The 17,080-nt window shown below is 63.5% G+C and carries 4 protein-coding genes; all 4 read right to left on the reverse strand.

All coding sequences use genetic code 11. The features are described from left to right. Window positions 1-463 precede the first annotated feature (463 nt). Window positions 464-1,393: an NAD-dependent epimerase/dehydratase family protein gene (locus tag AB4Z19_RS29365; RefSeq protein ID WP_442037006.1), complete on the reverse strand. Its 930-nt coding sequence runs from the start codon at window positions 1,391-1,393 to the stop codon at window positions 464-466. Beyond that, complete coding sequence (rfbG, locus tag AB4Z19_RS29370; RefSeq protein ID WP_442021999.1) at window positions 1,390-2,460, reverse strand: CDP-glucose 4,6-dehydratase; 1,071 nt, start codon at window positions 2,458-2,460, stop codon at window positions 1,390-1,392. The genes AB4Z19_RS29365 and rfbG overlap by 4 nt, the downstream gene beginning before the upstream one ends. Beyond that, window positions 2,457-3,230: a glucose-1-phosphate cytidylyltransferase gene (gene rfbF, locus AB4Z19_RS29375; protein ID WP_442037008.1), complete on the reverse strand. Its 774-nt coding sequence runs from the start codon at window positions 3,228-3,230 to the stop codon at window positions 2,457-2,459. The genes rfbG and rfbF overlap by 4 nt, the downstream gene beginning before the upstream one ends. Before the next feature lie 142 nt (window positions 3,231-3,372). Continuing rightward, on the reverse strand, window positions 3,373-16,902 hold the full coding sequence (locus AB4Z19_RS29380) for a beta strand repeat-containing protein (RefSeq protein WP_442037010.1): 13,530 nt from the start codon (window positions 16,900-16,902) through the stop codon (window positions 3,373-3,375). Window positions 16,903-17,080: the final 178 nt, after the last annotated feature.

Genomic DNA, 17,080 nt, shown 5'->3' on the forward strand with positions numbered 1-17,080 from the left:
GTGGGTGGGCCGGATCGGCGTATGGATGACGTGGCACGCACAGTGGGCCGGATCGGCGTATGGATGACGTGGCACGCACAGTGGGCCGGATCGGCGTATGGATGACGTGGCACGCACAGTGGGCCGGATCGGCGTATGGATGACGTGGCACGCACAGTGGGCCGGATCGGCGTGTGGATGGCGTGGCACACACGGTGGGCCGGATCGGCGTATGGATGACGTGGCACGCACAGTGGGCCGGATCGGCGTATGGATGATGTGGCACGCACAGTGTGCCGGATCGGCGTATGGATGACGTGGCACGCACAGTGTGCCGGATCGGCGTGTGGATGACGTGGCACGCACAGTGGGCCGGATCGGCGTGTGGATGGCGTGGCACACACGGTGGGCCGGATCGGCGTGTGGATGGCGTGGCACACACGGCGTAGGGCGGATCATTGATCCGCCGTGAAAGGCTGCTGGCTTATGCGCGTCCGAGCAGGGCTGCCGATTCCAGCATGATGCCTTCGATCGAAGTCAGCGAAGGCTGATAACCGAGGGGCGCCGCGCGGCGGTTCACGGAGTAGTAGTGGGGCTTGGCGCCAGTGGCCGTCACGCCCGCTTCCTGCACCACCTCATACTGCAGACCGAAACGTTCCTGCATCGCCTGCAGCAGCGCAGGCTTGTCCACCGGCTCCTTGCTGTAGCAGTCCAGCACCTGGTTCTGCGCCGGTCCCGCCAGCACGCACTCCACCATCTGATAAAAGTCCTGTGGATGCAGGTAATCGCGCACCATATAGCCGGACGAAGTGCGCAGCACGCTGCCATCGCGAATCGCGCGCAGAATATCGGTGATAAAGAAGCGCGCCTCCAGTTCCTGGCTGCGGCTGAAGTAATTGAACACGCGCAGGTCAGTGATCGCGAACTGAGGCAAAGCGCGGTGACGTCCCTCAGTAGCCAGCTTGGCCAGGCCATAGAAATCCTGCGGCCCCATGGCATTCAGCGGCACGATCGCAGGCGTATTCTCATCCGCCGGCTGCTCGAAGCGCGAGCCGTAAGCCGCGCCGCTGGAAAGGAAGATGTAGCGCCGCTGCGGCGCGTCGGCCAGCGCCGACAACACCATTTCGTCATACTGGCGCGTGATGGTGAAGATATCGCCGCCCATCTGCGCGGTCTTGACCGGATCGCCGATGCCGACGAAGTTCAGCACCGCATCGTGCGCCTCACTACCGTACTGGCCATACTCACGCAAAGTGCATTGGCCCGCGAGCCCTTGCGCCGCCAGCCACTGTTCGGCGCGCGCCACGTCGCGCACGTAGAGCAGCAGTCGCCCAGCCTGCCCGCGCGCGGCGTACGAAAGAATCAGATCACGGGCGATCTTGCTGCTTGCGCCCAGCAGGGCGATGCGGCTCATGCTGCGGCCTGGTAGTCGGCAATCTGCGCCAGCGTGAGCGCGCGCATATCGTCGCCATTCAACTGCGCCTTGTGCCATGCCACGATGCGCTGCAAGGCCTGATCCAGCGACCAGCGCGGATTCCACTTCAGCGACGCGCGCGCTTTCGAGCAATCGAGCTTCAGATAGGTTGCTTCATGCGGCTGCGGCGCGGAATCCAGCTGCCACGAAGCGCCATCGCCCCACTCAGCGCACAGGCGCTCGACGATCCACTGCACCGGACGTGCATCCGTATCGTGCGGGCCAAAGTTGAAGGCTTCCGCAAACGCCACGCCATCAGTGAACAGACGCTCAGCCAGCGCCAGATAGCCGGACAGCGGCTCAAGCACGTGCTGCCACGGACGGATCGCATGCGGGCTGCGAATATGCACCGGACGGCCGGCTGCAATGGCGCGCATCATGTCCGGCACCAATCGGTCTTCCGCCCAGTCGCCGCCGCCGATCACATTCCCGGCGCGGCCCGAGCCGAGCGCCACGCCGTGCTGCGCGTACTGGGCCGGATTGAAGAAGGAATTGCGGTAGGCGCTGGTCACCAGCTCGGCGCAAGCCTTGCTGTTGCTGTATGGGTCGTAGCCGCCCATCGGCTCGTTCTCGCGATAGCCCCAGGGCCACTCCTTGTTTTCGTAGCACTTGTCGCTGGTGACGTTCACCACCGCCTTGATGCCCGGCGTGGCACGCACGGCTTCGAACAGGTTCACCAGGCCCATGACGTTGGTTGCATACGTCTCCACCGGATGCTGGTAGGAGTAGCGCACCAGCGCCTGCGCAGCCATGTGAATCACGATATCGGGCTGCGCCTGCTGCATCGCTTCGCGCAGCGCCGCACCGTCGCGGATGTCGCCAACGATGTGGCGCATGCCGTCGGCAACGCGTGCCGTTTCGAACAGATTCGGATTGGACGAAGGCGCCAGCGCTAAGCCGGTCACCTGTGCGCCCATTTGCTGCAGCCACAGGCTAAGCCAGCTGCCTTTGAAACCGGTATGCCCGGTCAGGAATACTTTTTTACCGCGCCAGAAAGCTGGATTCATTTCCACACTTTCCACGGCGCCTTACCTTCCTGCCACAGCTCTTCCAGCAGAACCTTGTCGCGCAAGGTGTCCATCGGCTGCCAGAAGCCGCGGTGCAGGTAGGCATTCATCTGGCCTTCGCGTGCCAGCTGCTCCATCGGTTCCTTTTCCCAGATGCTGCTGTCATCGTCGATGTAGTCGATGACTTTCGGCGACAGCACGAAGTAGCCGCCGTTGATCCAGTTGCCGTCGCCTTGCGGCTTTTCCTTGAACGCGGTGATGCGCTGGCCGTCCATGTCGATGGCGCCGAAGCGGCCTGGCGGCTGCACGGCGGTCATGGTGCCTAGTGCGCCGTGGTCCTTGTGGAACTGGATGGAGGCGGAGATATCAACGTCGGCTACGCCGTCGCCGTAGGTGAAGCAGAACGCTTCGTCATTCTGCACATACTGGCGCACGCGGCGCAGGCGGCCGCCGGTCATGCTGTTGTCACCGGTGTCGACCAGGGTCACGCGCCATGGCTCGGCGAAACGCTGGTGCACTTCCATTTCATTCTTCTGCATGTCGAAGGTGACATCGGAAGTGTGCAGGAAGTAGTTGGCGAAGAATTCCTTGATGATGTAGCCCTTGTAGCCGCAGCAGATCACGAATTCGTTGATGCCATGCGCAGAGTAGGACTTCATGATGTGCCACAGAATCGGCTTGCCGCCGATTTCAACCATCGGCTTGGGGCGGACGGTGGTTTCTTCACTCAGCCGGGTACCCAGGCCACCGGCAAGAATCACTGCTTTCATCTGTAGTCCTTCGGATTTTGTCGTGTGGTCATTCTAAAGCCGTAAGGCGGCGCGGGCAACGGCGGATCGATGATCCGCCCTACGACCATCATCGCGCGTTGCGGCGAAGTGTCGTAGGGCGGGTCATTGACCCGCCGGTTTCTTACTTGTGCGGCGCGCCGAACCAGCCGGATTGTTTCTTGTCGTCCAGCGCATCGAGCTTGAACGGCGTCTTGGTCGCTGCGGCAACCACTGGGCGGCCATCGGCGTCAAACTCGCCCAGTGCTGCGGCCATCTGCTGCACCGAAGTCCGGGTCGGATCGTTCAACTGGCCCGCCGCCGCCGGCACCGAAGTCTGCTCCGTGAAGCCGGTCAGTGCCTGCTTCAGCGAGCTGACGCTGGCGCTGATGTTGCTCTGGGTTGGACGATCCGCCACGAACCACACGTCGGCGGTGGCGTGGGTGCTGCCATCGTCGGTTGTGAAGGAGGAGCTCAGGCCCAGAATATTGCCCTGGTCCTGGGCGCCGCCCTTGGTGGCCGTGGTGCTGATGCTGGTAATGTGGAGATCGGCCATCGAGAACAGCTCATCCGCTTCGCTGATGCCATCGGCATTGCCGTCGACCCACACTTGCAGCTTGCTGAAGGACGCATCGGCATTGCTGAGTTGGCCATCGTCGTTCTCATCCAGTGCAGATAGAGCCAGGTAGCCATTGTCAGCCTGGCTGCCATCGTCGAGGCGGGTGGCGCTGCCGAACAACTCGCTTGCATCGTTGATGATGCCGTCATTGTTGCGGTCCAGAGCCAGTAGACCATCACCGCTACCTACCCAACCGGTGCTCACGGCGTGGCCGCTGCCCCAGATATCGAACTGCACGCCTGCGGTCACGGACAAAGTCTTGATGCCGTTGCCGTCCAGATCCAACACCAACGGAGTGGCGTAGTGGACAGAGCTCGGGTTCAGCGCCATGGTCTGGGCCGTGTTCATTGCTGCAACCTGCGCGGCCGTAAAGGCGTCTGCCTGGGCCACGCTGAGCGCAGCCAGGTCGGCGGTCTCCAGCGCCACGATCTGGGTGGTGGTCAAGGCAGCGAGGGCCGCGGTGGACAGCGCCGCCGTTTGCTCGCTGGTCAGGCCAGCCACCTGGGCGGTGGTGAGGCCGACCGCCTGGGTATCTTTCAGCGCGGCAATCTGTGCGGTGGTCAGCGAATCGAGCTGGGCTACCGACAGGCCGGCCAGCTGAGCCGTGGACATATTGCTGAATTGCGCCGTTGCCATGGCCGGCAGCTGGGTGGTGGTCAGCGCCTGCACCTGGCTCACGCTCATGCCTTGCAGCTGCGAGGACTTCAGGTTTGCGATCTGCAGCGTGGTCAGACCCGCCACTTGGCTAGCGGTCAGGTAGCCGATCTGGTCGGACGTCAGGGCGCCGAACTGGCTGGTGTTCAGTGCATCCAGCTGATCGGTGCCGAAGCCCGGCAACTGGTCCACGGTCAGCACAGCGATCTGGCTGTTCTTCAGCACGGACATTTGCAGCGTGCTCAAACCGCCCAGTTGCGACGAGGTCAGCGCGCCGATCTGGGTGTTGGTCAGGTTCTGCACCTGCTGCGTGGTCAGAGCGGCGAGCTGGTCGGTACCCAGCACAGCAACCTGGTCCACCGTCAGCTGGGTCAGCTGACTCAGCTTGAGTGCGGCGATCTGCGCAGTGGTCAGGTTCTGTACCTGGCCGTTGGACAGCACAGGAATCTGGACCGCGGTCAGGTAGCTGATCTGGGCGGTGCTGAAGACGGACAGCTGATCGGTACTCAGCACCGGGATCTGGTCGGCCGTCAGGGCCGCGATCTGGGCGCTGGTCAGGCCTGCCAGTTGATTGGTGCCCAGGGCTGGCACTTGCGTCAGGCTCAGCGCTGCAACCTGCTGGGTACTCAGGCCGGCGATCTGCTGGCTACCCAGTTCGGCCAACTGGGCCGTACCGAGGGTCGACAGAGTGCCGATACTGATGGCTTGCAGCTGGGGACTGCTGAGCACTCCGACCTGATCGTTGGTCAGCGCCGCAAACTGGCTGGTGTCGATTGCTGCGATCTGCGAGGTCGTCAGGCCGCGCACCTGGTCGGTGCTCAGCGCTGCCGTCTGCGCAGTACGCAGGCTGGTGAACTGGCTGGCGCTCAGCGCGCCGAGCTGACGGGTGCTGAGGGCTTGCAGATCTTCATCTTCCAGCGCGCGCAGCTGGTCGGTCGTCAGCAGGGAAACTTGCTGGGTGGTCAGTGCTGCAGCCTGTGCTGTTGCCAGCGCCACGATCTGTTCGGTGCTGAAGGCGTCGCTGATGACTTGCGCAGCCAGGCCGGCAATGGCCGAGGTCGACAGGACATTCAGTTGAGAAGTGCCCAGTGCGCCCAACTGATCGCTGTTCAGGATGCTGGTCTGGCTCGACTTCAGTGCGGCAGCCTGGTCCACAGTCAGCGCGGCGATCTGGTCGCTGCGCAGCACGCTGATCTGGGCTGTCTTCAGCGCCGCCACGTCCTGCGAGGACAGGGCTGCGAACTGGTCGCTGGAGATGCCTGCGCTCAGCTGATCGGTGCTCAGGGCTGCGGCGCCGGCCGTGCTCAGCGCACCGATCTGATCGGTGGTGAACGCAGCCACCTGGTCTGTGCCCATCGAGCTCAGCTGTGCGGTGGTCAGCGCGCCTACCAAGCTCAGCGACAGACTTGCAATCTGGCTGGTGGTGAGTCCGTTGACCAGCTGGCTGGTCGTCAGCGCAGCCAGTTCGGCGGTGCTGAAGGCGTTCAGCTGATTGCTGCCCAGCCAGCTCAGCTGATCAGTGCCGAGGCCGGCGACCTGCTGGGTGGACAGTGCAGCGATATCTTCCGTTTCAATCGCGCCAGTCTGCGCGCTGTCGAGCACGGAGAACTGGACGCTGCTCAGCGCGCGGACCTGACTGGTGCTCAGGGCGGCGATGTGGGCCGCGTCGAGGCTGGACAACTGATCGCTGCTGAGTGCCGCAATGCCACGGGTCGACAGGGCTGCGAAGTTGCTGGTACTCAGGGCATCGAGCTGATCGGTGCTCAGTGCGGCAACCTGCGCCGTGCCCAGCAGGGCTATCTGGCTGGCCAGCATGGCGTTCAGCTGGGTGCTGGACAGGCCATAAGCCACTTGTTCCGTGGTCAGCGCGCCGAGGCTGGCGCTGGACAGCGCATTCAGCTGCGCGCTGCCCAGTGCGGCGATCTGGCCGGTGCCAAAGCCGCCGATCTGCTGGCTGCGCAACGCGTTGAGGTCGTCAGTTGCCAGCGCTGCCACCTGGCTGGTATCCAGTGCGGACAGCTGCAAGGTGCTGAGCGATACGGTTTGCGCCGTGCTCAGCGCAACAATCTGGTCGCTGCCCAGTGCTGCGATCTGATCCGTAGTGAACGCGGCCACTTGCTGCGTGCTCATCGCTGCGATCAGGTCAGTGGACAACGCGCCCAGGTCGGACGTCGAGATGGCAGCGATCTGCGCCGTCTTCAGGGCGGCGAAGTCCTGCGACTCCATATTGTTCAACTGATCGCTGGACAGGGCGCCGATCTGGTCGCTCGTCAGCGAAACGACCTGCGCGGTGCTGAGCGCCACGATCTGGTCGGTGCCGAGGTAGCCGATTTGCCTGGTATCCAGCGCTTGCAACTGGCGGCTGGACAGCACGGCGATATCTTCCGTCTCCAGCGCACCGATCTGGTCGCTGTTCAGGATCGCCATCTGGCCGGTGGACAGGCAACTGATCTGCAGCGTCGTCAGTGCCGCGAACTGCGTGCTGTTCAAGGCGTCGAATTGGGCCGTGCTCAGTGCGCCCAGCTGGGCACTGCTCAGCACGCCGATCTGGATGGTGCTGAGCGACGCTACCTGATCGGTGGTCAGGCCCGCCAGCTGGGTGGTGGTCAGAACCGACAGGGCGTCCGTGCCCAGCGCCTGAAGTTGGTCGCTGCCCAAAGCGCCGATTTGAGCGGTGCCAAGGCCGCGCACCTGCTGCGTGCTCAGCGCTGCAATTTGTTGCGTGCTCAGCTGTGCGAACTGGGAGGTTGCCAGGCCAGACAGCTGGGTGGTGGTCAAGGCCGCTACATCGTCGGTGCTAAGGGCAGCCAGCTGGTCGCTGTCCAGGCCGTTCAACTGGACGGTGCTCAGGGCGCCGATCTGCTGGGTGCTCAGCGCGGCCAGCTGGCTGGTCGTCATGCCGGCCAGCTGAGCGGTGGTCAGCGCCGACAGCTGTGCCGTCGCCATGGCTTGCACCTGGTCGGTGCTCAGCTCGCCCACCTGATCGCTGCCGAAGGCTGCGAACTGAGCCGTGGACAACGCGGCCAGGTCGTCGGTTTCGATTGCTTGCAGATGGGTCGCATCCAGGCTGGACAGCTGCGCGGTGGTCAGCGCGCCCATCTGGGTCGTGGTCAGCGCCGCCATCTGGTCGGTGGTCAACGCTGCCAGCTGGGCAGTGGCCAGGCTGGACACTTGCGATGTCTTCAGCGCAGCCACATCGGCCAGGTTGAAGGCGCCCAGCTGGTTGCCGTCCAGCGCGTTCAACTGGTTGGCGGTCAGGCTGGTGGCCTGCAAGGTGGTCAGCACGGCGATCTGGTCGCTACTGAAGGCCAGGATCTGGTCCGTGCTCAGAGCGCCGATTTGCTGGGACGCCAGCACCGGCATCTGGTCGGTGGTCAGGGCTTGCAACTGCAGGGCGCCGAGGGACGCGATCTGGCTGGCTTTCAGCGCAGCCAGGTCATCCGCTTCCAACGACTGGATCTGGGCCGTGGTCAACGCGCCGATCTGGACGGTAGACAGTGCGCCCATCTGGTCGGTCGTCAGCGCCACGATTTGCGCCGAGTTCAGCTGCGGGATCTGGTCGCTGGACAAGCCTGCCAACTGCGAAGTCTTCAGCGCCGCAATTTCGTCGGCCGAGATGGCAGCAAGCTGTTCGCTCGCCAGGCCGCGCAGCTGCGCCGTGCTCAGGCTGGACGCCTGCAGCGTGGTCAGCGCGCCGATTTGCGCGGTTGTCAGACCCGGCAGCTGGGCCGTGCCGATGGCCGCGATCTGGTTGCTACCGAGTGCCTGGATTTGATCCGTGTTGAAGAGGCCGAGCTGGCTATTGTTCAGGCTGGAGATCTGGGTGGCTTTCAGGGCCGTGACATCCTGCAGCTCGATTGCATGCAACTGGTCGCTGGTCAGCGCGTTCAACTGATCCGAAGTCAGTGCGCCCACTTGCAGCGTGGTCAGGGCGGCGATCTGGTCGCTGTTGAAGGACGCCAACTGGGACAGCGTGATGGCAGCGATCTGGGTCACTTTCAGCGACGCCAGGTCGCCCAGTTCCATTGCTGCGAACTGAGCGGTGCTGAGCGCCGCGATCTGGGCATTGGTGAAGCCGGTCACCTGGGTGCCGGTCAGTGCCACGATCTGGTCGCTGCTGAAGCCCGCCAGCTGGTCGGTGGTGATGGCGGCCAGCTGGGTCGTGCCCAGCGCCTGGACCTGGTCGGTGGTCAGTGCGCGCAGCTGTGCTGTCGACAGGGAAGCGACTTGCGAAGTCTTCAGCGCTGCCACATCCTGCTCTTCCAGCTCAGCGATCTGCGTGGTGGACAGTGCTGCCAGCTGGGACGTTGTCAATGCGCCGATCTGCAGCGTGGTCAGGTATTGCAGCTGATCGCTGTTGAGCGCGCTCAGCTGGGTGCTTGTCAGTGCCGCCACCTGTTGGGTCTTCAGTGTAGCGAAGTCATCCAGTTCCAGCGCTGCGAGCTGGGTGGTGGACAATGCCGCCACCTGGGCCGTGCCGAGGCTGTCTGCCTGGTTTGCACTTAGCGCCACCATTTGATTGGTGGTGAGGCCAGACATTTGCGCCGTGGTCAGGGCGCCGATCTGGAGCGTACCCATGGCTTGCAGCTGATCGGTCGTGATTGCAGCGATCTGGCTGGTCGACAGCGATGCCACTTGCACCGTCTTCAAGGCGGCAAGATCAACGGCTTCAATCGCCTGGATCTGATCGGTGGACAGCGCGCCCAGCTGCGCGGTGCCAAGCGCACCCATCTGCAGCGTGGTCAGGGCGACGATCTGTGCGGTGCCCAGCGAAGTTACCTGGCTGGTGGTGAGCGCTGCCACTTGCTGAGTCTTCAGCGCGGCGAAGTCGGTCAGCTCCAGGGCAGCGATCTGTGCCGTGCTCAGCGTGGCGACCTGTGCCGTGGCCAGGCTGCCCACTTGCAGCGTAGTGAGCGCAACAATCTGATTGCTGGTCATCGCATTCAGCTGGGTGCTGGACAGCGCGGCGATCTGGGCCGTGGCAAGTGCTTGTACCTGCGTCGTGCCGAGCGAAGCGATTTGGTCCGTCGTCAGGGCAAGCACTTGTCCTGTTTTCAGGGCGACGAGGTCGACCGTTTCGAGCGCGGCGATCTGGGCCGTGGCCAGATTGGCGATTTGCGTGCTGCTCAGGGCGCCAATTTGCAGAGTGGTCAGGGCCACGATCTGGTTGCTGGAGAGCGCGTTCAGCTGCTGGGTTCCCAGCGCTGCAATGTGCTGGGTCTTGAGCGCAGCCACATCCTGGGTTTCCATTGCGCCGATCTGATCGGTGCTCAGCGAAGCCAACTGGGCGGTGCCCAGATTGGACACTTGCTGCGTGCTCAATGCCGCGACCTGTGCCGTGGACAGGCCGGACAGCTGGGCCGTGCCCAGCGCCGCGACCTGGGCAGTGCCGAGGCTGATGATTTGCTGCGTGCTCAAGGCGCCAATCTGGTCGCTGTTCAGCACGGTGATCTGGTTGGTCTTCAGTGCCGCCAGGTCCACCGTTTCCAGCGCCTGCACCTGGCTGGTGCCGAGAGCTGCCAGCTGAGCGGTCGCAAGGTTGTTCATCTGGAGTGTGGACAAGGCCGCAATGTGGGCGGTGTCCAGCGATGCGAACTGGGCGGTAGTGAGCGAGTTGACTTGCTGGGTCTTCAGCGCAGCAAAGTCGACGGTCTCCAGCGCGGCCAGTTGATCGCTGCCGAGCGAAGCCAGCTGGGTAGTGCTGAGATTGCTCACCTGCAGCGTGGACAGTGCCACCAGCTGATCGCTGCCGAGGCCGTGCAACTGAGCTGTCGTCAGTGCAGCAATCTGGGCAGTGCCCATGCCTTGCACCTGCTTGCTGGACAGGGCGTCGAGCTGCTGGGTACCCAGGGCTTGCACCTGGTCGGTACGCAATGCCGCGAGGTCAGCCGTTTCCAGTGCTGCGATCTGGTCCGTGCCAAATGCTGCGAGCTGAGCCGAGCTGAAAGCACCCATCTGTGCCGTGGCCAGCGCCACCACATGGGCGGTGTCGAGAGCGGAAAGCTGGCTGGTGGTCAGGGCAGCGATCTGCTGCGATTTGAAGGCGTTGAAATCGCGCGTTTCGATCGCCGCGATCTGCGTGGTGCTCAGAGCGCCAATCTGAGCCGTGGTCATATTGCTGATCTGCAGAGAATTCAGCGCCGTGATCTGTGCCGTACCCAGCGCCTGGATTTGCGCGGTGTTCAGCGCTGCGAACTGAGCGGTATTCAGTGCCGCCAATTGCGCGGTGACGAGTGCAGCCACGGCGTCGGTGCTGAGGCCCAGAATCTGGCTGGTCTTCAGCGCCGCCACATCGGCGGTGCTCAGTGCACGGATCTGGTTGGTGTCCAGTGCCGCCAACTGACGGCTACTCAGGCTGGAGGCTTGCAGCGTGGTCAGCGCAGCAACCTGCGCCGTGCTCAGTTCGGAGACTTGCAGGGTGCTGAAGGCAGCCACTTGCTGGCTGGCCAGCGCGGCGAGATCAACCGTTTCAAGCGCTGCCAGCTGGTCACTGCTCAAGGCGACAAGCTGCTGGGTGGTCAGATGATTTGCCTGGGCGGTGGTCAGCGCCACGATTTGCGCACTGCCGAAGCCTTGCAGTTGGCCTGTGCTCAACGCTGCGAGCTGCGCCGTGGTCATTGCCTGAACCTGGCGCGTGGACAGTGCACCCAGGTCGTCGCTGGACAGGCCCGCCACTTGCAGCGTGGTCAGTGCTGCCAGCGCTGCAGTGCCAATTGCCTGCACCTGGTCGGTTCCCAGCGCCTTGATCTGGCTGGTGCTGAGCGCCACGATTTGCTGCGTGCTCAGCGCTGCGATGTGGGCAGTGTCGAGCTGGGCGACTTGTGAGGTAGCCAGCGCGGCGATCTGCTGCGACTTCAGGGCCGCAAAGTCCTGGGTTTCCAGCGCGGCGATCTGGTCGGAATTCAATGCGGCGATCTGGGCCGTGGTCAGGCTGGACGCTTGCAGCGAACTCAGTGCGACGAGCTGGGCGGTGCCAAGGGCGCCAATCTGGGCGGTACTGAAGCCTGCCAGCAAGGCGGTCGGAATGGCCGCCGCCTGTTTGGTGCTGAGGGCCCCGATATCGTCCGTGCTCAGGCCCGGCAGCTGACTGGTCTTCAGCGCGCCAATGGCTGCGGTGGAGAGCGCCTGGATTTGCGAAGTATCCAGGGCCGCCAGCTGACGCGTGCTGAGCGCGCCTACTTGCAGGGTTTCCAGTGCGCTGATGTGCGCGCTGTCGAGCGCGGCAATCTGGGACGTGCTGAGGGAAGCGATCTGCTGCGTGCCGAGGCGGACGAAGTCCACTGTTTCCATGGCGGCCAATTGGTCGCTGCCAAGCGCGGCTGCTTCCGCCGTTGTCAATGCTGCGGCCTGGGCTGTGGTCAGCGCGACGATCTGGTCCGTGCCCATGCCCGCCACTTCGGCGGTGGTCAGGCCTTGCAGCTGGGCAGTGGTCAGTGCTTGCACCTGGCGCGTGGTCAGGGCGGCGATGCCGGCCGAGCCAAGCGCGTTCAGCTGATTGGTTTTCAGCGATGCGAGGTCAACGGTTTCCAGCGCCTGCAACTGATCGCTGCTGAGCGCGGACAACTGGCGCGTGCCCAGGTTCGAAATTTGCAGGGTGGTCAGGGCGGCGATGTGGGCCGTGTCCAATGCTGCGGCCTGTGCCGTGCTCAGGGCGTTCAATTGCTGCGAGCTCATCGCAGCAAAGTCCGCCGTATCCAGCGCAACCAGCTGGTCGGTTTGCAGGGCGCCCACTTGCAGGGTGCCCAGCGCGGCAACTTGCTGGCTATTGAGAGCAACGATCTGGTCCGTGGTCAGGGCAGCGATGTGCGCGGTGCTCAGCGTTGCCAGCTGGGTGGTCGTCATGGCCGCAATCTGGGCCGTGCCGAGAGTCGCCAGCGCCGCCGGGCTCAGCGCGCCGATCTGGTTGGACTTGAGCTGCGCCAGGTCCACGCCTTCCATTGCTGCGAGCTGGTCGGTAGACAAAGCCGCCACTTGCTGGGCTGTCAGCGCGGCAGCCTGGGCAGTGGTCAGGGCGACGATCAGGGCCGTGTTCAGCGAAGCGATCTGGGCTGTGGTGAACGAGGTGATCTGTGCTGTGTTCAATGCGGCCCAGTCGATGGTTTCCAGTGCATTGACCTGGTCAGTCGACAGCGCGGCCAACTGCTGGCTGGCGAGGCTGCGTACTTGCGCCGTCGTCAGGGCAACGAGCTGATCGGTGTTCAAGCCCTTGACCTGGTTGACCGACAGCGAAGTGATTTGGGCCGTGCCCAGCGCCTGAACCTGGCGCGTGGTCAGCACGCCGATCGAGGCGGTAGCCAGGCCCGGCAGCTGGGTGCTGTTCAGCGTGGCCAGCGGCGCAGTGCCAAGAGCCAGCAACTGGTCCGTGCTCAAGGCTTGTACCTGGCGCGAGTTGAGCGCCACGGCCTGCGCGCTGTTCAGTGCGGCGATCTGGTCGGTGGTCAAGGCTGCGATCTGAGCGGTCGCCAGAACGCCGACCTGCGCCGATTTTAATGCGGCGAAATCGACGGTTTCCATTGCTGCGATCTGATCGGTCGTCAGAGCCGCAACCTGCTGCGTCGCCAGCGCGCCAACTTGCGCAGTGCCAAGGGCGACGATCTGGTCGGATGTCAGTGCGCGGGTTTGGCGTGTGCTCAAGGCTGCAACCTGAGCCGTGCCCATCGCTGCCAGCTGGCTAGTGGCCAATGCGGCGATATTGGCGGTAGACAGCACACCCAGCTGTTGCGAGCGCAGCGTCGTGAGGTCGATGGTTTCCAGCGCATTCAGTTGATCGCTATTCAGTGCGGCAACCTGGTTCGTGCCGAGGTTGGCAATCTGCAGCGTGGTCAGTGCGCGCAATTGGTCGCTGGACAGGCTGGCGATCTGTGCCGTGCCGAAGGCATTCATCTGGTCGCTGCGCATGGCGGCGACATCTTTCGTGCTCAACGCGGTCAGTTGCACCGTCTGCAGGGCGCCGGCTTGTGCCGTGGTCAGCGCGGCGGCTTGCTGGGTGCCCAGAACGCTCACCTGGTCGGTAGTCAGGGACGCGATTTGCGCCGTGCTCAGTTGCGCGATCTGGGCCGTGGTCAGGGCGGCAATCTGTGCCGTGCCCAGGGAGGCGATCACGCCAGTGCCGAAAGCGCTCAGTTGCGTGCTCTTCAGCGCAGCAAAGTCGGACGATTCCATGGCCGCCAGCTGGTCAGTGCTCAGTGCGCCGATTTGCAGGGTGGTCAATGCTGCGGCCTGTGCCGTGGTCAAAGCGACGATCAGGCTGGTGCCCAGCGAAGCGATCTGTGCCGTGGTCATGGACGCGATCTGATTGCTGCGCAGGCTGGCCCAGTCGCTGGTTTCCATCGCGTTGACCTGGTCGGTGCTCAGCGCTGCGATCTGTGCAGTGACCAGGTTTGCCAGCTGGGCGCTGCTCAGGGCGACGATCTGATCAGTGGTGAGGGCGCGCACCTGGCGGCTGTTCAGACCGCTCATTTGCAGCGTGCTCAGAGTTGCCAGCTGGCGGGTGGACAGTGCTGCCAGCGTATCGGTGGTCAGGGCGTTGAGCTGGCTGCTCTTCAGTGCCAGCAGGTCGCTGCTGGTGAAGGCATTGATCTGGTCGCTTCCCAGCGCGGACATGACGGACGTGCTGAGGCCACCGGCTTGCAGTGTGGTCAGCGCAGCCAGTTCCGACGTGCCAAGCGCGGCAACCTGGGCGCTGTTCAGCGCATTCAGCTGCTGGCTCTTCAGTGCGACGAAGTCCTGGGTTTCAATGGCATTCAGTTGATCGCTGGTCAATGCACCCATCTGCACGGTGCCAAGTGCAGCCATCTGCTGCGAAGTCAGCGCGGCAATCTGCGCCGTGCTCAGCGCGGCGATTTGGGCCGTGGTCAGTTGCGCGATCTGGGCGGTGGAGAGCACGCCGATCTGGCTCGTCGACAGACTCAGCACGGAGGCGGTGCCAAGTGCTGCCAGCTGCTGCGATTTCAGAGCGGCGAAGTCGGACGATTCCATTGCTGCCAGCTGATCGGTGGAGAACACCGCCAACTGCTGGGTGCCCAAGGCCGCGGCCTGTGCCGTGGTCAGCGCGACGATCAGGTTGGTGCCGAGCGCGGAAATTTGCGCGGTGCTCAGGCTCGCGATCTGGTTGGTCTTCAACGCCGCCCAGTCCTGGGTTTCCATCGCATTCAACTGGTCGCTGCCGAGCGCAGTCATCTGGCGGGTGCTCAGGGCGCCCACTTGCGCCGTCGTCAGCGCCACGACCTGGTCCGTGGTCAGGGAAGCGATTTGCTGAGTGCCCAGCTGTGGTACTTGCAGGGTATTGAAGACCGCAATCTGGTCAGTACGGAGTGCGGCAACCTGGGAGGTCGTCAGACCAGCCAATTGCTGGCTCTTCAGTGCAATCAGGGATGCGCTGGACAGCGCCAGAAGCTGATCGCTGCTCAGCGCAGCCAGCTGGGCGCTGCTGAGTGCGGCAGCTTGTGCCGAGCGCAGTGCGCCGAGCTGATCGGTAGTCAGGGCGGAAGCGCCTGCGGTGCCCATCGCCACCAGCTGCGCCGTGTTCAGTGCTGCGAAGTCAGCCGTTTCGAGGCTGGCCAGTTGCGCCGTGCTGAGATTGCCGATCTGGCGGGTGCTCAATGCTGCGGCCTGGGCTGTGCTCAGGGCGACGATCTGGTCGGTGGTCAGCGCAGTCATTTGCGCGCTGTTCAGCATGCCGACCTGGGCAGTCGTCAGGGCAGCCAACTGGTCGGTCGTCAGGGCGGCGATGGCCGCGCTGCTCAGCGCGCCGATCTGATGCGATTTCAGGGCGCGCAAGGCGGCCGACGACAGCTGCACCAGTTGGTCCGTGCTCAGTGCAGCGAACTGGACAGTGCCCATGCCAACTGCTTGTGCGCTGGACAGCGCCGCGATTTCAGCCGTGGTCACCGCAGCGATTTGCTGGGTGGACAGGGCCGCCAACTGGTTCGACTTCAGGGCAGCCCAGTCCTGGGTTTCCATGGCTGCCAGTTGTGCGGTGCCGAGCGCGCCCATCTGGCGTGTCGTCAGGTTGGCCGCTTGCAGGCTGGTGAGTGCGACGATCTGGTCGGTGCTCAGCGCGGCGACCTGTTGCGTGCCCAGGTTGGCGACTTGCTGGGTATTCAGCGCGCTGAGCTGGTCGGTACCCAGCGCGGCGATGTCCGCCGTGTTCAGAGCATTGAGCTGATGGGTTTTCAGCGCGAGCAAATCGCTGGTTTCCAGCGCAGCCGCCTGCGCGGTGGTCAGAGCTGCCATCTGATTGGTGGTCAGCACGCTGGCCTGCTGAGTGGTCAGGGCGGCAATGAAGCTGGTGTCCAGGCTGCTCAGCTGGCTGGTCGTCAGCGCTGCGATCTGGTTGGTCTTGAGCGCAGCAAAGCCGGCCGTTCCCAGCGCAGCGATCTGATCCGAGCTGAGCAGGTTGATCTGGCTGGTCTTCAGCGCGCCAGCTTGTGCCGAGTTCAGGGAGGCGATCTGGTCGGTCGTCATAGCTGCCAGCTGGGCATTGCTCAGCGTGGTCAGCTGCTGCGTCTTTATCGCCTGCACCTGGGACGTGCCCAGAGCTGCGATTGCTGCGGTGGAGAGAGCGGCAATCGCGGCGGTATTCATGGCTGCCAGGTCGCCATTTTCCAATGCGGCCACTTGAGCCGAGCTGAGGAAGCTGGCTTGGCGCGTGGTCAATGCTGAGGACTGAGCCGTCGTCAGTGCGACGATCTGGTCGGTCGTCAGGCCGGCGAGTTGTTCGGCGGCCATGGACGCCAGCTGCACCGTGCGCAATGCTGCTAGGTCATCGGTTTCCATTGCTGCGAGCTGGGCCGTGGTCAGCGACGCGAGGAAGCGCGTGCCAACTGCCGCATACTGGGCCGTGCCGAGGCCCACGATCTGGTCGGAGGAGAGCGTACGTACCTGATCGCTGCTGAGCGCGTTCAGCTGGAAGCTGGCCATGACTGCCAGATCTTCCGTGCCCATGGCACGCAGCTGAGCCGAAGTCATTGCCGCCACCTGACGTGTGGCCAGCTGGCTCGATTGTGCCGTAGTGATTGCTGCAATCTGTGCCGTATTCAGACCGCTGAACTGGCTGGTGCCAAGTGCCGACAGCACATTGGTGCGCAGCGCCGTAATGCCATCGGAGCCCAGTGCCGAAATCTGGGTGCCGCTCATTGCATTCAACTGCAGAGAGGTCAGCGCATCCAACTGCGTTGTGCTGAGTGCTGCCACCTGTTTGGTGCCGAAACCGTAGGCGATCTGGTTGGTATTGAGCGCGCGCAGGTCCTGCGTCGTAATCGCCTGGATCTGGTCGCTATTCAACACTCCGAGCTGCAAGGTCGAAAACTCCGCCATTTCTGCGGTCGATAGCGCAGAGATCTGGGAAGTCGAAAGTACAGCGATCAGGTCAGTTGTCAGTGTTGAAATAAGGGTCGGCATATGTTTTTCTCTCCTAGCAGCAACATTATCTTAATCTGGCTGGTGTTGATTTGGGGAAAAACTGTCAAAAAATGGCGTAAATCTTGATATGAAAACAAAGACTTAGCGCCATTTCGGCAACGCTTGCATCGGCAAAGCCGGGAGACTGTAAGATAGGGATCCCGGCCATTTCTCATAT

This window comes from Pseudoduganella sp. RAF19 (genome assembly GCF_052114165.1).
In the GTDB taxonomy this organism is placed as follows: Bacteria; Pseudomonadota; Gammaproteobacteria; order Burkholderiales; family Burkholderiaceae_D; genus Rugamonas.